At 69.7% G+C, this 21216-nt stretch carries 21 protein-coding genes; 11 read left to right on the forward strand and 10 right to left on the reverse strand.

The window, feature by feature from the left end; all coding sequences use genetic code 11:
• The first annotated feature begins 38 nt into the window (after positions 1-38).
• Genes ACFVDI_RS15785 through ACFVDI_RS15795 form a run of 3 tightly spaced genes read left to right on the forward strand, consistent with a single transcriptional unit; the run spans position 39 to position 3814 of the window.
• Positions 39-1355, forward strand: coding sequence for an MFS transporter (locus tag ACFVDI_RS15785; protein WP_378906577.1), 1317 nt, complete (start codon positions 39-41; stop codon positions 1353-1355).
• Between the two features lie 54 nt (positions 1356-1409).
• Positions 1410-3038, forward strand: a complete 1629-nt coding sequence (locus ACFVDI_RS15790) for an AMP-binding protein (RefSeq protein ID WP_378906579.1) — start codon at positions 1410-1412, stop codon at positions 3036-3038.
• A complete protein-coding gene (locus ACFVDI_RS15795; protein ID WP_378906581.1) occupies positions 3035-3814 on the forward strand; it encodes a thioesterase family protein in 780 nt (259 codons plus the stop codon). The genes ACFVDI_RS15790 and ACFVDI_RS15795 overlap by 4 nt, the downstream gene beginning before the upstream one ends.
• On the opposite strand, the gene ACFVDI_RS15800 is transcribed toward ACFVDI_RS15795, so the two are convergent.
• Together ACFVDI_RS15800 and ACFVDI_RS15805 are read right to left on the reverse strand one after the other, a co-directional pair.
• Entirely contained in the window at positions 3783-4388 is a 606-nt protein-coding gene (locus tag ACFVDI_RS15800; RefSeq protein ID WP_378906583.1) for a hypothetical protein, read from the reverse strand. The two genes, ACFVDI_RS15795 and ACFVDI_RS15800, sit on opposite strands and share 32 nt — an antisense overlap.
• Positions 4389-4551: 163 nt before the next feature.
• Positions 4552-6255 (reverse strand): AMP-binding protein, encoded by a 1704-nt coding sequence (locus tag ACFVDI_RS15805; protein ID WP_378906585.1) that lies wholly within the window; start codon positions 6253-6255, stop codon positions 4552-4554.
• Between the two features lie 263 nt (positions 6256-6518).
• Between ACFVDI_RS15805 and ACFVDI_RS15810 the strand changes: the two genes are divergently transcribed.
• Entirely contained in the window at positions 6519-6971 is a 453-nt protein-coding gene (locus tag ACFVDI_RS15810; protein ID WP_378906587.1) for a potassium channel family protein, read from the forward strand.
• A gap of 28 nt (positions 6972-6999) precedes the next feature.
• Here the strand turns inward: ACFVDI_RS15810 and ACFVDI_RS15815 are convergent, their stop codons facing one another.
• Complete coding sequence (locus ACFVDI_RS15815; protein ID WP_378906589.1) at positions 7000-7479, reverse strand: OsmC family protein; 480 nt, start codon at positions 7477-7479, stop codon at positions 7000-7002.
• 100 nt (positions 7480-7579) lie between these two features.
• On the opposite strand from ACFVDI_RS15815, the gene ACFVDI_RS15820 reads away from it, so the two are divergent.
• Positions 7580-9247 (forward strand): alpha-glucosidase, encoded by a 1668-nt coding sequence (locus ACFVDI_RS15820; protein ID WP_378906591.1) that lies wholly within the window; start codon positions 7580-7582, stop codon positions 9245-9247.
• A 7-nt stretch (positions 9248-9254) separates the two neighbouring features.
• On the opposite strand, the gene ACFVDI_RS15825 is transcribed toward ACFVDI_RS15820, so the two are convergent.
• The 4 genes from ACFVDI_RS15825 to ACFVDI_RS15840 form a co-directional block, all read right to left on the reverse strand.
• Positions 9255-10790 carry a glycoside hydrolase family 13 protein gene (locus tag ACFVDI_RS15825; RefSeq protein ID WP_378906593.1) on the reverse strand — a complete coding sequence of 512 codons (1536 nt, stop codon included), beginning with the start codon at positions 10788-10790 and terminating at the stop codon, positions 9255-9257.
• Between the two features lie 89 nt (positions 10791-10879).
• The gene (locus ACFVDI_RS15830) at positions 10880-12382 is read right to left on the reverse strand and encodes an MFS transporter (protein WP_378906595.1); all 1503 of its coding nucleotides are present in this window, start codon (positions 12380-12382) and stop codon (positions 10880-10882) included.
• A 42-nt stretch (positions 12383-12424) separates the two neighbouring features.
• Positions 12425-13594, reverse strand: a complete 1170-nt coding sequence (locus ACFVDI_RS15835) for a CaiB/BaiF CoA transferase family protein (protein ID WP_378906597.1) — start codon at positions 13592-13594, stop codon at positions 12425-12427.
• Between the two features lie 5 nt (positions 13595-13599).
• Positions 13600-14928, reverse strand: a complete 1329-nt coding sequence (locus ACFVDI_RS15840) for an SLC13 family permease (RefSeq protein ID WP_378906599.1) — start codon at positions 14926-14928, stop codon at positions 13600-13602.
• A gap of 114 nt (positions 14929-15042) precedes the next feature.
• Between ACFVDI_RS15840 and ACFVDI_RS15845 the strand changes: the two genes are divergently transcribed.
• Together ACFVDI_RS15845 and ACFVDI_RS15850 are read left to right on the forward strand one after the other, a co-directional pair.
• The gene (locus ACFVDI_RS15845; RefSeq protein WP_378906601.1) at positions 15043-15741 is read left to right on the forward strand and encodes a FadR/GntR family transcriptional regulator; all 699 of its coding nucleotides are present in this window, start codon (positions 15043-15045) and stop codon (positions 15739-15741) included.
• The gene (locus ACFVDI_RS15850) at positions 15741-16502 is read left to right on the forward strand and encodes a sulfite exporter TauE/SafE family protein (protein WP_378906603.1); all 762 of its coding nucleotides are present in this window, start codon (positions 15741-15743) and stop codon (positions 16500-16502) included. The genes ACFVDI_RS15845 and ACFVDI_RS15850 overlap by 1 nt, the downstream gene beginning before the upstream one ends.
• 12 nt (positions 16503-16514) lie before the next feature.
• Here the strand turns inward: ACFVDI_RS15850 and ACFVDI_RS15855 are convergent, their stop codons facing one another.
• Both ACFVDI_RS15855 and ACFVDI_RS15860 read right to left on the reverse strand, forming a co-directional pair.
• Complete coding sequence (locus tag ACFVDI_RS15855) at positions 16515-16790, reverse strand: DUF4873 domain-containing protein (RefSeq protein ID WP_378906605.1); 276 nt, start codon at positions 16788-16790, stop codon at positions 16515-16517.
• A complete protein-coding gene (locus tag ACFVDI_RS15860; RefSeq protein WP_378906607.1) occupies positions 16787-17467 on the reverse strand; it encodes a TetR/AcrR family transcriptional regulator in 681 nt (226 codons plus the stop codon). Before ACFVDI_RS15860 ends, ACFVDI_RS15855 begins: the two co-directional genes overlap by 4 nt.
• A 60-nt stretch (positions 17468-17527) precedes the next feature.
• On the opposite strand from ACFVDI_RS15860, the gene ACFVDI_RS15865 reads away from it, so the two are divergent.
• A complete protein-coding gene (locus tag ACFVDI_RS15865; RefSeq protein WP_378906609.1) occupies positions 17528-18415 on the forward strand; it encodes a diiron oxygenase in 888 nt (295 codons plus the stop codon).
• Between the two features lie 5 nt (positions 18416-18420).
• Here ACFVDI_RS15865 and ACFVDI_RS15870 read toward each other — a convergent pair whose 3' ends face one another.
• Positions 18421-18999 carry a TetR/AcrR family transcriptional regulator gene (locus ACFVDI_RS15870; protein ID WP_378906611.1) on the reverse strand — a complete coding sequence of 193 codons (579 nt, stop codon included), beginning with the start codon at positions 18997-18999 and terminating at the stop codon, positions 18421-18423.
• Between the two features lie 91 nt (positions 19000-19090).
• On the opposite strand from ACFVDI_RS15870, the gene ACFVDI_RS15875 reads away from it, so the two are divergent.
• The 3 genes from ACFVDI_RS15875 (at position 19091) to ACFVDI_RS15885 (ending at position 21201) form a co-directional block, all read left to right on the forward strand.
• Positions 19091-19537: an anthrone oxygenase family protein gene (locus tag ACFVDI_RS15875; protein WP_378906613.1), complete on the forward strand. Its 447-nt coding sequence runs from the start codon at positions 19091-19093 to the stop codon at positions 19535-19537.
• A 148-nt stretch (positions 19538-19685) separates the two neighbouring features.
• Positions 19686-20357 carry a hypothetical protein gene (locus tag ACFVDI_RS15880; RefSeq protein WP_378906615.1) on the forward strand — a complete coding sequence of 224 codons (672 nt, stop codon included), beginning with the start codon at positions 19686-19688 and terminating at the stop codon, positions 20355-20357.
• Position 20358: 1 nt separating this feature from the next.
• Positions 20359-21201, forward strand: coding sequence for an alpha/beta fold hydrolase (locus ACFVDI_RS15885; RefSeq protein WP_378906617.1), 843 nt, complete (start codon positions 20359-20361; stop codon positions 21199-21201).
• Positions 21202-21216: the final 15 nt, after the last annotated feature.

Raw genomic sequence — 21216 nt, forward strand, 5'->3', positions numbered from 1 at the left:
CCACACTCGGTTCACCAATCCGAGTAGGAGGCACGATCATGGCCCAAATCGCGGCTAACCGAGCCGAGGTCGACGGGCGCACCATGCGCCGCGTCGCGACGGCGTCACTGACCGGCACCACCATCGAGTTCTACGACTTCCTCATCTACGGACTCGCCGCAGCGCTCGTCTTCAACGCCATCTTCTTCCCGTCCATGGGCGGCCCGGAGGGCACCCTAGCCTCGATCGCGACCTTCGGCGTCGCGTTCGTCTTCCGCCCATTGGGCGCGATCTTGTTCGGCCACTACGGCGACCGGATCGGTCGCAAGGCGACGCTGATCACCACGCTGCTGATCATGGGGTCCTCGACGTTCGCGATCGGGCTCATCCCGAGCGTGGAGTCGATCGGCAAGAGCGCCGTGGTCATCCTGGTGGTGCTGCGGGCGCTGCAGGGCATCGCGCTGGGCGGTGAGTGGGCGGGCGCCGCCCTCCTCACCACGGAGTACGCCGCACACGGCCAGCGCGGGCGCTACAGCATGTTCCCGCAGCTCGGTCCCAGCCTGGGCCTGATCATCGCAGCCGGGGCGATGCTGACCACCTTCCGCCTGATGGACCCCGACGCCTTCGCGGCCTGGGGCTGGCGGATCCCGTTCCTGGCCAGCGCCGTCCTGATCGGCGTCGGCCTCTGGGTCCGGCTCAACATCGCCGAGACGCCGTCGTTCAAGAAGGTGCAGTCAGCCGGCACCCGTAGTGCACTCCCGTTCGTCGGCTGCATCCGCGACCAGTGGCGCCAGGTGCTGCTCGGCGGCGGCATCATGGCGATCGTCTTCGGCGCCTTCTACACCGGCGCCAGCTTCATGGTCGCCCACGCGGTCGGCACACTCGGCCTGAGCATGACCCAGGCGCTGCTCGGAGTCATCGTCGCCGCGTTCGCGATGAGCGTGACGGTCATCCTCTCCGCCTGGCTCTCCGACATCCTCGGCCGCCGCACGGTCCTGCTCCTGGGCGCCGCCTTCGGCGTCGTGGCCGGTCCGCTGGCCTTCGGTGTCATGCAGCCGGGCAGCTTCGCGAGCTTCGCGCTCGGCAACAGCCTGCTGCTGTGCGTGCTCGGTCTCAACTACGGTCCGATCGCGGCGTTCCTGCCCGAGACGTTCCAGGCGAAGTACCGCTACACCGGCGCCGGGCTGGGCTACAACATCGCCGGCATCCTCGGCGGCGCCGTACCGCTGGTCATCGCGGAGGACCTGCTGGCCCGGTGGGGCACCGACGGGATCGCGTACTTCCTCACCGCTCTGGCCGTGCTGAGCGTCGTCTGCCTGCTGGTCGCCAAGGAGACCAGCCGCGTCGAGCTCGACGCGGAGCCGGCGCCGGCCTGATCCACCCTCCTTCGGGGGTGTGGCGGACACCACGGTCTCGGTCATGCTCGCGGCATGACCGAGACCTCATCCATCACCGCATCGTCGGCCCGTGGCGACATCGACGTTCCGCTGCTCGAGGAGACGATCGGAGCCAACTTCGAACGCACCGTCGCCCGCCACGGAGAGCGTGAGGCGCTCGTCGAGATCGCCACCGGACGACGCTGGACCTACGCCTCGCTGAACGCGGACGTCGACGCCCTCGCGGTCGGCCTCCGCAAGGCGGGTATCGGCAAGGGTGACCGGGTCGGCATCTGGGCTCCGAACTGCGCCGAGTGGACGATGGTCCAGTTCGCCACGGCGAAGATCGGCGCGATCCTGGTCAACATCAACCCGGCCTACCGCACCCACGAGCTCGCCTACGCGCTCAACCAGTCCGGCGTGCGCCTGCTGATCAGCGCCACCTCCTTCAAGACCAGCGACTACGTCGAGCTCGTCGGCGAGGTCGAGGCCGACTGCGGTGCGCTCGAGAAGACCGTCTTCCTGGGTACGCCGGAATGGGACGCCCTGGTCGCCGCGGGTCGTGGCGAGCGGCTGGCCGACCATGTCGACTACACCCTCGACCCGAACGACGCCATCAACATCCAGTACACCTCCGGGACCACGGGCTTCCCGAAGGGCGCGACGCTGTCGCACCGCAACATCCTCAACAACGGCTTCTTCGTCACCGAGACGATCCACTTCACCGAGGAGGACCGGCTCTGCATCCCGGTGCCGTTCTACCACTGCTTCGGCATGGTGATGGCGAACCTCGGCTGCACCACCCACGGCGCGACCATGGTCATCCCCGGCCCCGGCTTCGACCCGCGTACGACCCTGCAGACGGTCCAGGACGAGCGGTGCACGGCGTTGTACGGTGTGCCGACGATGTTCATCGCGATGCAGGACGACCCGGGGTTCGCCTCGTTCGACCTCTCGACCCTGCGCACCGGGATCATGGCCGGCGCGCTGTGCCCGATCGAGGTCATGAAGCGGTGCGTCAGCGAGATGCACATGAGCGAGGTCGCGATCGCGTACGGGATGACCGAGACCTCTCCGGTCTCCTGCCAGACCCGCACCGACGACGACCTCAAGCGTCGCACCGAGACGATCGGCCGGGCCGCGCCGCACGTCGAGATCAAGATCGTCGACCCCGCCACGGGCGAGGTGGTCCCCCGCGGAACGGCGGGTGAGTTCTGCACCCGCGGCTACTCGGTGATGCTGGGCTACTGGGACGACGAGACGAAGACCGCCGAGGCGATCGACGCCGACGGCTGGATGCACACCGGCGACCTGGCCGTCATGCGCGAGGACGGCTACTGCGTGGTCGTCGGCCGGATCAAGGACATGGTCATCCGCGGCGGGGAGAACATCTACCCCCGCGAGATCGAGGAGTTCCTCTTCACCCACCCCGACATCGCCGAGGCCCAGGTCGTGGGCGTGCCCGACGAGAGGTACGGCGAGGAGCTCTGCGCCTGGATCCGGATGCGCCCCGGCGCCGAGCCGCTGGACGCCGACGCCGTCCGCGCCTTCGCCGCCGGCAAGCTCGCGCACTACAAGTCGCCGCGCTACGTGCTCATCGTCGACGAGTTCCCGATGACGGTGACCGGCAAGGTCCGCAAGATCGACATGCGCGAGCAGAGCGTCGCTCTGCTCGGCCTGTGAGCCGCCGCATGGCCTATTGGCACCGCACCGGTCCGCACCGCTTCACCCCGACCGAGCACGTCGGCGGCGCCTGGGACCTGAACACCCAGCACATCGCCACGCTGCTCGGCGTGCTCGCGCACGAGGTCGAGCTGGACCGCGACGCCCGCCGCGACGACGGGGTCCAGATCACCCGGATCAGCTACGACATCCTCGGCACGATCCCGCTCGAGCCGGTCGACGTCGAGGTCGCCGTGCTTCGTGCCGGCCGCACGATCGAGCTCGTCGAGGCGCGGGCCTGCCACGGTGGCCGGGCGGTCGTGCTGCTCCGCGCCTGGCTGACCGCCGGCTACCCGACCGCTGATCTCTCGGGCACCCATCACGCGCCGCTGCCCGCACCGGATGCGGTGCCTGCCTGGGACATGACCTCCCTGTGGGACGGAGGCTTCATCGCCTCGGTCGAGGTGCGACGCCACGACCTCGGTCCGGGGCGGGCGCAGTCCTGGGTGCGTACGCCTCATCCGCTCGTCGCCGACGAGGAGGTGAGCCGGCTCGCACAGGTCGCCGGACTGCTCGACATCACCAACGGTGTCGCCGTCCGGGTCGACCCGAAGGACGTCAGCTTCCCCAACCTCGACCTGACCGCGCACCTGTTCCGTGCCCCGGTCGACGGCTGGCTGGGGCTCGACACGACCGTCTCCTTCGGTCCCGGCGGCGCCGGCGTGACCACCACCGTGCTCCACGACGAGCGCGGCGCCTTCGGCGTCAGTACGCAGTGCCTGACGGTGCGTCCGTGATGGCCGCCGAACTCGCGCCTGAAGGTGACCGGGTGTGGTGCCAGTACGCCGCGATGGCAGCCGCGGCGGCGACCGAACCGAGCCACCCCAGCGTCAGGTCGCCGATGGTGTCGCGGTAGGCCCACTGAAGCTCGGACGACCTGGTGACGAACGAGAAGTACTCGAACACCTCCCAACCCAGCGAGATGGTCAACCCGAACGCCACCGCACGCTCGAGCGCCTGTAGGAAGGTGCCACGGCGCAAGGTGAGCAGGACCGCGGCCGCGCTGAACTGGCCCGTGGCGAAGAAGTGACTGGCATCGTCAAACCACACGACGGCGTCATAGAGGTCCAGACGATTGCCGAGGATGTCGCCGAAGCAGGCCGCCGAGATGAGCAGGTCCGCGGCCCAGGGGTACGGCGCCTCTTGACGACGGCGCACGAGCCACACGACAGGGACGGCGAACGCGAGCAGCGGATAGAGGACCGCCCTGGCGACCGGAGCCTTGCCTTCGAGGTTCCCCCACGTCGGATCGAGCCCCACCCTGACGAGAGAGAGCACGAGCAGCAGCTTGGCACCGAGATCCAGCAGCACGACCAGGTCGCTCACCGGTGAGCGTGCCCGATGGATTCCAGCCGCCTCGTTCGTCACATGTCGATCGTTTCTCCACCACGATGACTGCAGCAAGGTCGCTGGTCCCGGGCCGCAGTGCCATCAGCCCCCAGCTTCGTTCACCCGTTCCCGCGCAGGAACACGGCTAGCTGCGGGGGAAGAAGTCCTCGTAGCGGTGCTCACCCGGCGGCCGCTCGTCGACCACGTCCTGCTCGCGGACCCGAAGCTCGACGCGGCGGATCTTCCCCGAGATCGTCTTGGGGAGGTCGTAGAACTCCAGGCGACGCACCCGCAGGTAGGGCGGCAGGTGGTCGCGGGCGAACTCGAGGATGGCCCGGGCGGTCTCGGCCGTCGGCTCGTGGCCGGCAGTGAGGGAGACGTACGCCTTGGGCACAGCGAGCCGCACCGGGTCCGGGGCGGGGACGACCGCGGCCTCGGCCACCGCGGGGTGCTCGATCAGCACCGACTCCAGCTCGAAGGGCGAGACCTTGTAATCAGAGGCCTTGAAGACGTCGTCGGTACGGCCGACGTAGGTGATGTAGCCCTCCGCGTCGCGGCTGGCGACGTCGCCGGTGTGGAAGAAGCCACCGCGCATCGCGTCGGCGGTGCGCTTCTCGTCGTCGCGGTATTCGGTCATCAGCGTGGCCGGCCGCACGGAGAGGTCGAGGCACAGCTCGCCCTCCCCCGGTCCCTCGATCACGGTGCCCTCGATCGGGTCTACCAGCACCACCGGTACGCCGGGAAGCGGTCGTCCCATCGAACCCGGCCGGACCGGCTGGCCCGGGCTGTTGGCGACCGTCGCGGTCATCTCGGTCTGCCCGAAGCCGTCCCGGATGGTGAGGCCCCAGGCCTGGCGCACCTGGCTGATCACCTCGGGGTTGAGCGGCTCCCCCGCACTGATCGCCTCGCGCAGCGAGCCGCAGCCACCGCTGAGATCGGCCTGGATCAACATCCGCCACACCGTTGGCGGGGCGCACATGCTGGTGACGTGCTCCTCCCGGATCCGCTGCAGCAGAGTGGCCGCCTCGAAGCGCGCGTAGTTGAGCACGAAGACGGTCGCTCCCGCGAGCCACGGCGCGAAGAAGTTCGACCAGGCGTGCTTGGCCCAGCCGGGGCTGGAGATGTTCATGTGCACGTCGCCGGGGCGCAGCCCGAGCCAGTACATCGTCGACAGGTGTCCGACCGGGTAGGTGTAGTGGGTGTGCTCGACCAGCTTCGGCCGGCTCGTGGTGCCGCTGGTGAAGTAGAGCAGAAGCGCGTCGCTGGTGGCGTTGCCGGGATGCTCGAGCGGCTCCTGGCTCTCCTCGGCGGCCGCGGCGTACCCGTGCCAGCCCTCCTGCTCCCCCACGCTGATCCGGACGTAGTCGCCGGGGACGCCGTCGAACTTGGCCGTGTCGTCGGCGTTGCACACCACGGCCTTCGCCCGGCCGCGCTCGAGCCGGTCGACCAGCTCGGCGGTGCCGACCGCGGTCGTCGTCGGCATCAGCACCGCACCGACCTTCATCGCCGCCAGCATCGTCTCCCACAGCTCGACCTGGTTGCCGAGCATGACGACCACGCTGTCGCCGCGCCCGACCCCGAGCCGCCGCAGGTAGCGGGCCGCCGCGTCCGAACGGCGCGCCAGCTCGTCGAAGGAGTACGCAGCACGTGACCCGTCCGGCTCCGCGATGACCAGCCCCGCAGCGTCGTTGCCCCGGGCCATCGGGTCGAACCAGTCGTGGGCGAAGTTGAAGCTCTCGCCGACGTCGGGCCAGCGGAAGGTGTCGACGGCCGCGGTGTGGTCGAGACGCTGGGCGATCAGCGCGTCTCGGGCGGCGAGCAGGGCGTCGGTCGAGGTCGATCGGGTCATGGCGCTCATCATCGTCGCGAGGCCGACGCGTGCCCTACCCCCGGAAGAGGGGGCGGAGCACGGTGCACCGGCCGCGGTGTCACCCAAGATGGGTGACGCGTCGGCGCCGCCCGTGACCGCATCCTGAGGATTCAGGTCGAACGATGAATCGAGAGTTCCGTGCGGATGGCGACTGCCTCTCACCAGCGGAGAGCCCGGTGACGCGCCGTCGATCGCATGAGACGGGTCCGCGGCCCAAGGCTTGGTCGCGTCCGATCTGGACCTTGGGTGGCCTCCTCATCGCCTACTACGCCTTCCCGTTGAGGTGGACGCCAGACTCGGTGGTGTCGGTCGGCGCGAGCCTGCTGGTGACCGTGGGTGCGCTCGCACTCGTCGCGACGGTGATGATCAGAGAGCTCGGCTCCGTCCGCCGAGGCGTGCCTGGACGCAGCGCGCGGGTGCTGGCGATGTTGCTGATCCTGCTGGTGATGTCGGCGTCACTGACGTTCTTCCTGCTCGACCAGGTTCGTCCTGACGAGCTCATCGGCCTGGAGACGCGGACCGATGCTCTCTATTTCACCTTGAGCACCATGACGACGGTCGGGTACGGGGACGTCCACGCAGCGGGTCAGATCGCGCGGGCGCTGGTGTGCGTGATGATCGTCTTCGACATCGTGGTGGTGGCGTCGCTCGTCCGGGCCCAGACCAGCTCCCCGACTCGCCCTCCGTCGGACTGATACGCCTGATACGTCCCTGGAAGCGGGGTCAAGGGTTCAGCCCACCGACGATGACGGTGGGCTCGGCCTCGACGGGGAAGTTCACGCTGCTCGCGATGAAGCAGTCCAGGTGGGCCTGGTGGTGCGCGGTGGTCGCGGCCTCGATCATGGACTCGTCGGCGACGGTGACGACGGGGTGGAGCACGGCCCGGGTGAACCGGCCGCCGGTGCCCTGCGTCTCCATGGTCGCCGTCGCGGCGTCGTGGTAGTCGAGGACGACCACGCCGACCTTCACCGCCTGGTGCAGATACGAGAGCATGTGGCACTGCGCCAGGGAGGCCAGCAGCAGCTGCTCGGGGTTGTGCCGGCTCGCGTCGCCACGAAACGTCGGGTCGGCCGAGCCGAGGATGTCGGGCAGCCCGTCGATGCGTACGACGTGGTCGCGGGTGTAGTCGCGGTAGCCGCTCGTCCCGGTGCCACGGTTGCCCGTCCACTCCACCGAGACCGTGTAGTCGTGGGTCATAGCCATGCGCACACGCTAGCGGCCGTCCGGGCGCGGCGCGTATGCGCGGCGTCCGGCGTGGTTACCGCTCGCAGGGACCGCCGTCCGCTCTTCAGGAGGAACCAGGATGCCTTCGAACCTCACCGAACCCGCTGGTCGCACCGGTCCGGGGTGGTGGCGTTCCGCCGTCGTCTACCAGGTCTATCCGCGCAGCTTCGCCGACGGGAACGGTGACGGCGTGGGCGACCTGCGCGGGATCCGGGAGCGGCTCGAGCACCTCGAGTGGCTCGGGGTCGACGTGCTGTGGATCTCGCCGGTCTATCCCTCGCCGATGGCCGACAACGGTTACGACGTCAGCGACTATCACGACGTCGACCCGACGTACGGAACGCTTGCGGAGCTGGACGCGCTGATCGCCGATCTCCACGAGCGGGGGATGAAGCTGGTGATGGATCTCGTCGCAAACCACACCTCCGACGAGCATCCCTGGTTCGTGGACTCGACGATGAGCCCCGAGAGCCCGAAGCGCGACTGGTACTGGTGGCGCGATGAGCCCAACAACTGGGGCTCGTTCTTCTCCGGGCCGGCCTGGACCTACAGCGAAGGCAGGGCCGCCTACTACCTCCACCTGTTCACCAGGAAGCAGCCGGACCTGAACTGGGAGAACCCCGAGGTCAGGCAGGCGGTGTACGAGGTCATGCGCTGGTGGCTCGACCGTGGCGTCGACGGCTTCCGGATGGACGTGGTGAACCTGATCTCCAAGGACCCGGAGCTGCCGGAGGCTCCGGTCATGCCCGGGCAGCGCTACGGGAACATGCGCAGGTCGGTGATCGACGGGCCGCGCGTGCACGAGTTCCTCGCCGAGATGCACCGGGAGGTCTTCGACCGCTACGACCGCGACCTGCTGCTCGTCGGGGAGACCGGCGAGACGACTGTCGAAGAAGGCCGCAAGTACACCGATCCGGCACGTCGTGAGCTCGACATGGTCCTGCACTACGAGCACGTCGAGATCGACCACGGAACCTTCAAGTGGGACGTACGCCCCTTCGACCTCCCTCGCCTCCGGGACCGGCTTGCGGCCTGGCAGACCGGCCTGGCAGACGTGGGTTGGAACAGCCTCTACTGGGACAACCACGACCAGCCGCGGGTGGTGTCGCGCTACGGTGACGACGGCCGTTGGAGGGCCGAGTCGGCCAAGCTGCTCGCGACCGTGCTGCACCTGCAGCGGGGCACCCCGTTCGTCTACCAGGGCGACGAGATCGGCATGACGAACTACCCGTTCGCCTCCATCGACGAGGTCGACGACGTGGAGGCGGTGAACTACTACCACGAGGCGATCGCCGCGGGCCTGGATCACGAGGACGTGATGCGCTCGCTGCGGGCGATGTGCCGTGACAACGGACGTACGCCGATGCAGTGGGACGCCTCGCCCGGCGCCGGGTTCACCACCGGGGAGCCCTGGCTCGCGGTCAACCCGAACCACACCGAGATCAACGTCGCCGCGCAGCGCGAGGACCCGGACTCGGTGCTCTCGCACTATCGTCGGCTGATCCGGCTGCGGCACGAGGACCCCGCCGTGGTCGACGGCGACTTCAGCCTGCTGGCCGAGAGCCATCCGCAGCTCTTCGCCTTCAGCCGACGCCACGAGAGTGGGCAGCTGACGGTGCTCGCGAACTTCAGCGGCACCGACGCCGTCCTCGGTGAGCTCGTCGAGGAGTGCCGGGGCGAGCTCGTGCTCGGGTCCGGCCACGGTCCGGTGATGGCACCGTGGGAGTCGCGGGTCTACCGCCGCTGAGCCGGGCTCAGCCGTCGCCGAGCAACCAGACCGCGGAGTCCGGCGGCAGCTCGGCGCCGACCGGCTCGCCGCTGCAGATGGCGACGTCGCCAGGGGGCAGCGGCGTGGGCACCGCACCGCAGTTGATGACTGCGGTCAGCCGGCCGCGGCGGAAGGCGATGACGTCGTCGGGCATGTCGAGGAAGCTCACCTCGCTCCCCCGGGCGTAGCGGCGGCGGGCCGCGAGCGCCGACCGGTAGAACTCCAGGGTCGAGCCGGGCCGGCCGGTCTGCGCGGCGACCGTCAGGTCGGCCCACTGGACCGGCTGCGGCAGCCACGGCTGTCCGTCGCCGGGACCGAATCCGAAGGGCGGTGCGTCGCCGCTCCACGGCAGCGGCACCCGGCAGCCGTCACGGCCGTTCCCACCCGCGGCCCAGGGGTCCTGCTGGTGCTCCGGCGGCAGCTCCACGTGCGGCAGCCCGAGCTCCTCGCCCTGGTAGAGGTACGCCGACCCGGGCAGGGCCAGCATCGTCAGCGTCGCCGCGCGGGCGCGCGCGAGGGCCTGCGCGCCGTCGCCGTAGCGTGTCCGGTGACGTACCGCGTCGTGGTTGGAGAGCACCCATGTCGGCCAGGCACGGGAGGGACTCAGCGCCTCCAGCGTGGACATGATCGCGTCCATGAACTCGCTCGCCGACCAGTGCGCCTGCAGCCACTGGAAGTTGAACGCCTGCTCGAACTCGTCGGTGCGCAGGTAGCCCCGCAGGTTCGCCGGACCCTGGGTCCACGCCTCGGCGATCAGCATCCGTTCCCCGGGGTAGGAGGAGATGACCTCGTGCCAGTCGCGGTAGACACCGTGGACGTCCGGGTGGTCCCACATCGGATCGTCCTCGATACCGGCGTCGTACATCACCGCCGGGTCGGAGTTCGGGAACATCCCTTCGGGGACGTGCTGGTCGCGCAGCGCCTTGACCAGGCCGTGGGCGACGTCGACGCGGAACCCGTCGACACCCCGGTCCAGCCACCACCGCAGCACGGAACGGAACTCCTCGGCGACCTCGGGATGGCGCCAGTTCAGGTCTGGCTCCTCCTCGGCGAACATGTGCAGGTACCACTGTCCGTCCTCGACGCGGGTCCACGCCGACCCGCCGAAGACGGACTGCCAGTTGGTCGGCGGCTCCTCCCCGTTCGGCCCACGACCGTCGCGGAAGATGTAGCGATCACGCTCCGCAGACCCGGGGCCCGCCGAGAGTGCCTCGCCGAACCACGGGTGGTCCGAGGAGGTGTGGTTGGGGATCAGGTCGATGATCACCTTCAGGCCCACCTCGTGCGCCTTGGTGAGCAGGTCCTCGGCGTCGGAGAGGGTCCCGAAGAGTGGGTCCACCCCGCGGGCGTCGACGACGTCGTAGCCGTAGTCGATCTGCGGCGAGGGATAGAAGGGCGAGAGCCAGATCGCGTCCACGCCGAGGCCGGCCAGATGGTCCAGTCGCGAGGTGATACCTGCGAGGTCGCCGGTGCCGTCCCCGTCCGCATCGGCGAACGAGCGCGGATATATCTGGTACGTCACGGCCTCACGCCACCACGGAGAATCCACGGAAGCCCGGTAACCGGAGGCCGCTCAGGTCATGCCCTCGGTCGAGGGTCCGTCGGCCGCTCTCAGTGGTCGTGGTCGGCGGGATGGAGCTGCGTCCCGGTGACGCCGCAGTGCGCACATGTCTCGATGTGCACGCGGTGCTCGTCGGGCTCCTCCACGGCCGCGAGCGGCCGTCGCACGAACACCGCCGCGAGCGCCGCGCCGAGGAGCAGCAGGACGGCGTTGAGGATCATCGCCATGCTGTAGCCGTCGTCGAAGGTGCTCGGGTTCGTGTAGTCGTCACCGGCGATCCCCACCGCGGCCGGGACCACGGCCACGGCCAGCAGCCCGGCGGTCCTGGCGACCGCGTTGTTGACGCCCGAGGCGATCCCGGCGTGCCGGTCGTCCGCCGCGTCGAGCACGGTGGCGGTCAGCGGCGCGACCAGCAGCGTGAGCCCTGCGGCGAAGAGCAGGACGGGCGCGAGGACGTCCGCGACGTACGACGCCTCCGCGCCGATCCGCCCCATCCAGAGCACCCCAGCCGCTCCGAGCAGCGGCCCGAGGGTCATCGGCAGGCGCGGGCCGATGTGCTGCGCCAAGGCGCCCGCGCGCGAGGAGAAGAGCAGCATCACCACCGTGACGGGGAGCAGTGCGGATCCCGCGGCGAGCGGCGACCAGCCGCTGACGACCTGGAGCTGGAGGACGAGCAGCACGAAGATCACGCCGAGCGCCGCGTAGACGAGCAGGGTGACGGCATTGGCTGCGCTGAACTGGGCGTTGCGGAACAGCTCGAGCGGGACCAGCGGGTGGGTCGAGCGGGCCTCGACGACCACGAAGGCCACCAGGCAGGCGATCCCGACGGCGGCGGTCGCCGCCACCGCTCCGGCGAACCCGACCTCGCCGGCCCGGGTCAAGCCGTAGGTGAGTGCTCCGAGCCCCGCCGCGGCGAGCACCGTCCCGGCCAGGTCGAGCCGGCCGCCGGCGTCCGGGTCACGGCTCTCGGGTACGTGGCGGATGGCGACGATCACGATGAGCACCGCGACGGGCACGTTGACGAGGAAGACCAGCCGCCAGTCGACCTCGACCAGCCAGCCGCCGACGAGCGGACCGATCGCCGCCGCGATGCCGCTGAGACCCGACCAGGCACCCACGGCGGCCGGCCGGTCCTCGGCGTGGAACGAGGCGGCGATGATCGCCAGGCTCCCCGGTGTCAGAAGGGCACCGCCGACCCCCTGCAGCCCCCGCGCCGCGATCAGCAGATCGATGTCGGGCGCCAGTCCGCACAGCAGCGACGCGGCTGCGAACCACACCACGCCGACGAGGAACACCCGGCGCCGGCCGAAGCGGTCACCGAGCGAGCCACCGAGGAGGATCAGCGCCGCAAGACTCAGCGTGTAGGCATTCACCGTCCACTGCAGACCCGAGAAGCCCGCATCGAGATCCTCCCCGATCCGGCCTAGGGCGACGTTGACGACGGTCGAGTCGAGCATCGCCAGTCCTGAGCCCAGCACCGTGGTCAGTAGCACCCAGCGACCACGGGCACTCTTCAGCCGGAGAGGGGCGCCGTCACTCCGGGAGTCGTCCATGATCTGGAGTATCCCAGTCGGGCGCCCCTCCCTCTGCTCATTTCAGGGCTGATCCGCCACCCACGTACGCAGGTCCGCGCCGTGCTGGTCGAGCGTGGGCGGCGCGGCGTGGCCGGTGGGGGTCACCTCTGCTCCCTCGGTGAAGAACCGCAGCGGCGGCCCCGGAAGAGTGAGATGTCCGAGCGTCGAGTGGTCGACGTCGATCAGGAGACCCTGGCTGGCGGTCTGCTCCCAGGCGTAGACCTCGTCCAGGGAGCGCACCTTGCCAGCGGGGACACCGGCCTCGGCGAGCTTGGCGAGCAGCTCCTCGGCGGGCCACGGCTCGAAGAGTGTCTCGACGAGCTCGACGACCTTGTCCCGGTTGGCCGCACGCTCGGGGTTGGTGGCCATCCCGTCGATGTCCGGCGAGATGTCGAACGCGCTGCAGAACCGCCGCCACAGCCCCTCGCTCCCGACCGCGATCTGCACGGTCCCGTCGGCACAGCGGAACAGACCGTACGGGGAGATGCTCGGGTGGTGGTTGCCCTGCGCGCGGCCGACCTCGCCGGCGACGGTCCATCGGGTTCCCTGGAACCCGTGGACGCCGACGACCGCGGAGAGCAGCGAGGTGCGGACGACGGTGCCGCGGCCGGTGCGGTCGCGCTCGTGGAGAGCGGCAAGTGCACCGTAGGCGCCGTACATCCCGGCCAGCAGGTCGGCGATGGGGGTGCCGACCCGCTGGGGGTCATCGGGGCCCGAGCCGGTGAGCGACATCAGGCCAGCCTCGCCCTGCGCGATCTGGTCGTAACCGGATCGTCCGCCCTCGGGTCCGTCGTGGCCGAACCCGGTGATCGAGAGCACCACGAGACGCGGGTTGCGGGCCTGGAGCTCGTCGATGCCGAGTCCGAGCCGGTCGAGGACGCCGGTGCGGAAGTTCTCGATGAGCACGTCGGCCCGGTCGACCAGCCGCAGCAGCACGTCCTTGTCGTCGGTGTCCTTGAGGTCGAGGGTGATCGACTCCTTGTTGCGGTTCGCCGAGAGGAAGTACGTCGCCTCGCGCTGCCCCTCCTCCCCCACGAACGGCGGGCCCCAGCCCCGGGTGTCGTCGCCGTGCCCGGGCGCCTCGACCTTGATCACGCGGGCACCGAGGTCGCCCATCATCATCGCGGCGTGCGGCCCGGCCAGGGCGCGGGAGAGGTCGAGGACGACGACGTCGTCGAGTGGTCCACGCATGCGCGTCACCAACCCGGGAGGACCATGGTGGCCCAGACCAGGAGGGGACCGACCAGCACCACGACGACGCTGTAGCCGAGGATCTGCTTGTAGTAGTGCTCCTCGGTGATGCTCTCGGGCCGGTTGGCCAGCATCAGTGCGCCGTTGGTGGAGAACGGGCTCACGTCGACGATCGTCGAGGAGATCGCGAGCGCCGCCACGAACATCGCCGCCGAGATCCCGCCTTCGGCTATCAGGGGCACCGCGATCGGGATGATGATCGGCAGCAGCGCCGTGGAAGAGGCGAACGCGGAGACCACGGCCCCGACGTAGCAGAGGATGAGCGCACCGACCGCGGCGACGCCCAGGCCGGCCGCCCAGCCACCCACGAACTCGGGCGATCCGGCGGTGTTCAGGATCGTGGCGTACGTCGAGACGCCGGCGACCAGGAGCACGGTCGGCCAGGCGATCTGGCGGATGGCGTCCTTGTGCTGGCTCGGCGAGAGAGCCGCGAGGACGGTCGCCGCGGTGATCGAGGCGAAGCCGATGTTCTTGTCGAAGAACAGGGCGATGGCCGCGACGATCACGAAGGCGGCGAGGGTCAGGACCTGCTCGGTGCGGATGCCTGGCTTGGTGCCGGTCGGGGCGACGGTGCCGTAGCCGCGGGCGGGGACGGTGACGCCGCCCTCGTTCAGCTCGCCCGGTACGCCGGCTGCTGCGCTGGCCGCCTCGTCGGGGTCGAGCCGCATGGCCATCAGCGACCGTCCACCGAGGGCGAAGAACAGGATCGCCGCCATGATCAGGTTGACGACCAGGCTGGTCAGGAAGACCGTCATCTCGCTGGCGGGCAGGCCGTTGTCGACCATGACCGAGTTGGTGATGGTGCCGTAGATGCTGATCGGCGAGAAGCCACCGCCCTGGGCGCCGTGGACGACGAACATGCCCATCATCAGCGGGTTGATCTTGTAGCGGCCGGCGAAGCCGAGAGCCACCGGCCCGATGATCGCGCAGGCAGCCGGGCTGGCAGCGCCCATCGCGGTCAGCAGCGCGGTCACGCCGAACATCACCCACGGGATCAGGGCGACCCTGCCTCCGACCGCGCGGACAGCACTGCTGACGATCAGGTCGACCGTGCCGTTGTTCCTCGCGATCGCGAACAGATAGGTGACACCTATCAGCGTCAGGATCAGGTCGGCGCTGACGCCGGCCAGGATCTCCTTCTCGTCGAGGTTCAGCGCGAACATCCCGACCAGCCAGGCCGCGACGTAGGCCAGAGCTCCCATGTTGATCGGCAGCAACGTGCCGGCCACGAACAAGGCGACCAACGCGATGATCGCCACCCATTCCGGTCCCATCGGACTTCCCTTCTGTTGGCCCCCAGATGACACCGCATGCTGTGTGACCCGGATCACGGCGGCTCAGTGGCCTAGCCAATAGGACAATCGAAGGAACGTCAATACCCTGTAGCCATGAGTGAGTCCTCCCGCTTTCCGCGACCCCTGCAGCGAACTCGTCTGTACGAGCAGGTCGCGGAGCAGATCACGGCCTGGATCTCGGAGAACGACCTGAAGGCCGGTGACCGGCTGCCGCCGGAGAGGCAGCTCGCCACCAGCCTCGGGGTGAGCCGGGCGACCCTCAGCCAGGCGCTGGTCGCGCTCGAGGTGATCGGCGTCGTCGCGGTGCGGCACGGCGACGGGACGGTGCTGACCGACAAGCCGAGGGTCGATCGCATCACCGATGCGATCCGGGCGCACGCGGAGCGGATCCCCGACGTCATCGAGGCGCGCGACGCACTGGAGACCAAGATCGCCGCGCTGGCCGCGCAGCGGCGTACCCAGGAGGATCTGGACCGCATCCAGGCCGCGCTGAAGGCGATGGCGGACGACATCGAGGGCGGTGGGCGCGGGGTCCAGGGCGACGAGCTCTTCCATCACGCGGTCACCGAGGCCGCCCACTCCCCTCTGCTCGAGCAGATGATGTCGGAGATCAGCGAGCTGATCCGGGAGACCCGCATCGAGTCACTCTCCCAGCCCGACCGGCCCAAGACCTCGCTCGCCGGCCATCAGAAGATCGCCGACGCGATCGCTTCGGGCGACCCGCAGGCCGCCGCGGCCGCGATGCACGGCCACGTCATGCTGGTCAGCGACGTCGCGCTGCTCCGCGACTGATGACATGGCTGGACCAGCTCGCGGTGCTCGCCGCGGGCCTGGGCGCCGGCATCCTCACCTCCACCGTGGGGGTCGCCTCGTTGCTCAGCTTTCCGGTCCTGGTCGCGGTCGGTCTGCCGCCGGTGGTGGCCAACACCTCCAACACGGTCGGGATGACGCCGGCCGGGCTGAGCGGCTCCTTCGGCTACCGGCGCGAGCTCGCTGAGCATCCGGGCGTCACCGCTGCCGTATTGATGACGGCGGCCGGAGGCGGCGTCGCCGGATCCTTGCTGCTGCTGTGGCTGCCAGGAGCGGTCTTCGAGGCGGTCGTGCCCTGGCTGATCCTCGGCACCTGCGTACTCGTCGGCATCCAGCCCCGGCTGAGCCGGTTCCTGCGCCAGCACGCCACCGACGACGAGCCGCGGGTGCGGATCTCCGGTCTGACCACAGTGTTCGCGACGCTGACCGGCGTCTACGGCGGCTACTTCGGCGCCGGGTCCGGGGTGATGATGATGGCCGTGCTCGGGCTCGGCACCGACCTGGAGTTCCGCACCGTCAATGCGCTCAAGACCTTCGCGGTGATGGCCTCGAACGTCGTCGCGACCGTGATCTTCCTGGCCATCGCCGATCTCGACTGGCGGGCCGTCGGACTGCTCGCCGCGGGCTCGGTCGTGGGCGGGTACGTCGGTGCCCACATCGGTCGTCGCCTGCCGGCCACGGTGCTGCGTTCGCTGATCGTCGTCGTCGGGATCGGCGCCGCCACGCTCATGCTCGTGCGCTGAGGTACCGCGGCGTCAGAACGGCGGCTTCCCCGTCCCGGAGACCCGGAACCGCCCCCAGGGGTCGATGTCGGAGAGCCGGCCCTCGGCCTCGCCGTGATCGGTGCGGACGGTGACGGTCTGCCCGTTGCGTACGCCGTCGAGGGTCGCCCCGACACGGCCGTACCAGTGGAAGTGGCCGTCGATCGGCTGGAAGACGCCGCGCAGGGCGACGTCGGCCTCCCAGGTGGCGTCCGCGGACTCGAGGTGGGCGGGGCCGTCGTAGAGGTGCTGGGGCTCGTGCTCGCTCATCGGGGACTCTTTCGCAGTGAGGTGACGATCTCGGGACGGTCCAGGGCGCTCAGGTCGACGCCGTACTCGGCGGTGGTGCCCTCCAGGGCGTGCCAGACGAACTCGCTCAGGTAGCGGGTGAACGCGGCGCGCGACATGGTGCGCCGGTCGAGCCACCACTGGCCCGCGGACTCACCGATCCCGACCAGGCTGTGCGCCCATGGTTCAGCTCCCGCGGCGTCGACCCCGAGACGGCCGAAGGTGTCGCCGAGCAGGCGTGCGAAGGTCGCCGCGATGAGCTGCTTGCCGTCGGCGAGCGGGTCGGTGCCGCCGGTGTGCTGGCGCACCAGGAGCAGGTAGACGTTGGGGTGCTCGGCGATGGTCTCGACGTACGCAGCGACCCCTGCCTCGACGCGTTGCCGGGTCGGCGCAGGCGCGAGCACGGCATCGACGACCGCGTCCAGGATCTGCCGCGCAGCCCACATCCCCACGGCGCCGTGCAGCTCCGCCTTGTCGGCGAAGTAGCGGTAGAGCACCGGTTTGCTCACCCCGGCCTCGACGGCGATGTCGGCGATCGAGACCTCGGCGCCGGCGGAGTCGACGGCGCGTACGGCCGCCCCGACCAGCTCTGCGCGCCTCGCCTCCCGGTGCGCGTCCCAGCGCGAGGAGCGACCGTCGTCCTTGACCTTCCGTGTCATGTCCTGCACTCTAGCAACTATCCGTAACTCTCGGTAACACGTAGTTCAGTCTGGAGAAGAATGACCATCGCCGACCCGACCTCCGACCGGCTCCTGCGCTCCACCGCGCGTCAGTCCTACGACCCCGAGGTCGATCTCGACTGGGACGCCGCGCCCGTCGAAGGCCTGTGGTGGATGCAGCCCGAGCGCGTCTCCCTCTACGGCACCCCGACCTGGGACCGACTCAGCCAGGAGCAGCAGATCGAGCTCTCCCGCCACGAGGTCGCCAGCATCATGAGCGTGGGACTGTGGTTCGAGGTGCTGCTCATGCAGCTCCTGCTCCGCGAGGTCTACGGGGCCGACCCACGCACGGCGCGCACGCAGTACGCGCTGACCGAGATCGGCGACGAGACCCGCCACTCGGTGATGTTCGGCCGGGCGATCGCGGCGATGGACGCACCGGCGTACGGCCCTCGCCCCGCCGTCCTGCGCATCGGCAAGCTCGCTCCGCTGCTGCACGGGCCCAGCGTCTTCTCCGCGACCCTCGTCGGCGAGGAGCCGCTCGACCGCTGGCAGCGCGAGCTGATGAAGGACGAGCGCTGCCAGCCGCTGACCCGGATGGCCTCCCGCATCCACGTCACCGAGGAGGCTCGCCACGTCACCTTCGCCCGCGAGGAGCTCGCCGCGGCGATGACGCAGAAGATCGGGCGTACGCAGCTCCGGCTCCACCAGAACCTCACCGCCCGCTCGGCCTACGTGATGGCCCGCTCGCTGGTCCACCCCGACTGCTATGCGGCCGTCGGCCTCGACCCGATGGCCGCCCGCCGCGAGGCGCTCGGCAACGAGCACTACCGCGCCACCCTGGCCTGGATGGGCGAGAAGATGATGCCCTACCTCACCGAGCACGGGATGGTCTCGGAGAAGGACCGCAAGCTCTGGCGCGCCTCCTTCCTGGTGCCGCGCGACTGACGCGCTCAGAGCACGGCGAGGCGATCCACCAGCAGCTCGAGCCTCCGCTCGGCATCCTCGGGCAGCAGTCGTCCCGACCGGCTCAGGGTCGCGATCCCGTGCAGCGACGCCCAGAACACCTCGGTGAACAGCCCCGGGGCGACGCCGTCCCCGGCGACCTCGCCCAGGGTCTCCATCAGCGCCGCGAAGGCGTCCTTCAGCTGTTCCGGGGTGTCCTCCTGCGCGTACGCCAGGCCGCCGTCGAGCTGGAACAGGGCGTCGTAGACCGCGGGGTTGCGGTCAGCGAAGTCGAGGTAGGCACGGGCCAGCGCGGCGACCCGCTCTCGCGGAGTCTTCGCGACGGCCGTCGCGGCCCGCATCGCCGCGGCCATCTCGGAAGCCCCCTCGAGGGCCACGGCGCCGATGATCTCCCGCTTGCCGCGGAAGTGGCTGTAGAGCACGGGCTGGCTGTATTCGATGCGCTCGGCGAGCCGGCGCGTGGTCACCGCTTCCCAGCCCTGGGCCTCCGCGAGCTCACGGGCCGTCGCCACGATCAACCGCTCACGGTCTGCTCGTTCGCGCTGCTTGCGCTCCTGTACCGACATGATCGGAATCCTAGCACTGCTAGACATTCGAGCAGCAGCACTGCTAGCGTTGCACGTCGTCCTAGCGCTGCTAGATTTCTGAAGGAGCATCATGTTCAACACACTCGAGGTCGTCACCACCGTGGTCGTCGGCGTCATGGTGGGCGTCGAGTTCTCCGTCGCCTTCGTCCTCAACCGGATCCTCAACGCGTTGCCGGAGGAGAGCAGCCAACTGGGCCACGCGCACGGGGGTCGGATGCTCGGCACCGTGATGCCGGTCTGGTACATCAGCTCTCTCGTGCTGGTGAGCATCTGGACCATCGCCGGGTGGCAGCACGACGGCACTGCTCTCGTCATCACCGCGGGCGCGCTTCTGATCCTCAGCGTGGTCATGTCGGTCCTGCTGCTCGTCCCGATCAACAACCGGAACAAGTCCTGGACCCCGGAGAACCGGCCCGAGGACTGGAAGGCCCAGCTGAGCCTCTGGGAGCGCTGGCACTACCTGCGCGTCGCCGTCATCGTCGCGGCCTTCACCCTGCTCGCCGCCGCCCTCGTCTGAACCCGCCCGGCCTCGCGTCCTCGACCCCGAACCCGCAAGGGAAGGCACCATGTCCCGTCCTCCCGGGTCCTCTGCCCCTTCCTCGGGTTGCCGGGCGGCACCGAGGCTGTGGCTGTCGGACCCTGAACACTGGAGGTGACGCGACGCCATGAGCCGGACCGAGCCCGCCCTTCTCGATCGCGAGACAGCGTCGTCCTCGGCGGTCCGCGTCGTCGTCGCAACCATCGGGCTGGTGGCATCGCTGGCGGGGATCGAGCACGGGGTGGGCGAGCTCCTCCAGGACGCCTCGACGGCCGATGGGCTGGTGATCGAGTCGTGGCCGGACGTGGCAGCCTTCGAGCCGTTGGACGGTGAGCCGGCCATGACCCTGATCCCCGACCTGCGCATCGCCGGTGTGGTCAGCGTCGTGACCGCCGTTGCTCTGGGATGGTGGGCGGTACGGGCCCGGCCTCACCGCCGGGACGGCTGGGTGCTGCTCAGCCTCTCCGTTCTGCTGCTGGTCGTGGGCGGCGGGTTCGGACCGCCACTGGTCGGCCTCGTGCTGGCCATCGGCCTGCTCCGCGCAGACCCGAGGACCCGGCCCAGGAAGCCCGGCCGTGTTCGCCGCGCGCTGGCTTCTGCGTGGCGCTCCCTACTGCTGCTCACCGTGAGCAGCTTCCTGGCACTCCTTCTCGGTGTCGTGCTGCTGCAGTGGCTGGCCGGCGTCGACTCGACCTTGCTGCCCGTGCTGCTGCCTCCGGTCGCCTTCGGCGGACTGGTGCTCACCCTCGCCGGCGCACTGACAGCCGACAGAGAGCGCGCCCGCGAAGACGAGGCATGAGATGCAGGAACGAGAGTCGGTCGGGTTGCTCCACGGCGACATCCCCTACCTGAGGATCGGACACGGCCCGCCGCTGGTGTCGGTGCTGGGTCTGACCCCCGACCACGAAGTGCCCGAAGGCCTGCAGCGTCGGATGGCGCTTGCCTTCGCGACCCCGTTCGCCCAGGACTTCACCGTGCTCGTGGTCAATCGCAGGCGAGGACTGCGACCAGGGCAGTCGATGTCCGAGATCGCAGGCCATCTGGCCGACGCGATCGCGCACGATCTCAGCGAGCCAGTGTTCCTGCACGGCACCAGCACCGGCGGGTCGGTCGCGCTCCAGCTCGCCGTCGACCGGCCGGACCTCGTGCGCCGACTGGTGGTGGTCTCATCGGCGTGCCGACTGGGTTCGCGCGGGCGTGCGATGCAAGCAGAGATGGCGCGCCTGATCAGGGCCGGAGAGCCACGCGCCGCGTGGGCATCCATGATGACGGGCATGCTTCCCTGGCCCCTACGGCGTCCGACAGGCCCGCTCGCGCGCTGGGCGGCCCGCCTGATGGTCCCCGCCGACCCGACCGACCTGCTGGTTACCCTCGATGCCGAGGACGCCTTCGACGTCGAGGCCGACCTGCCGCAGATCATGGCCCCCACACTGGTAGTCGGCGGCCGCAGCGACGCCTTCTACAGCCCGGAGCTTTTCCACCGCACAGCGCAGGGCGTACCCGACGGGCGGGCTCACATCTTCGAGAAGTGGGGTCATGCCCGTGCCTCCACCTCGACCGCGACCACCCACCTCACCCTGGGCTTCATGCTCGCCGGGGCACCAGCTTCTTCACCGAACAGCCCACCTGCGCGACCTGACTGAGGCGCCTCGCGTGAG

This window comes from Nocardioides sp. NPDC057767 (assembly GCF_042798275.1).
Classification (GTDB): domain Bacteria; phylum Actinomycetota; class Actinomycetes; order Propionibacteriales; family Nocardioidaceae; genus Nocardioides.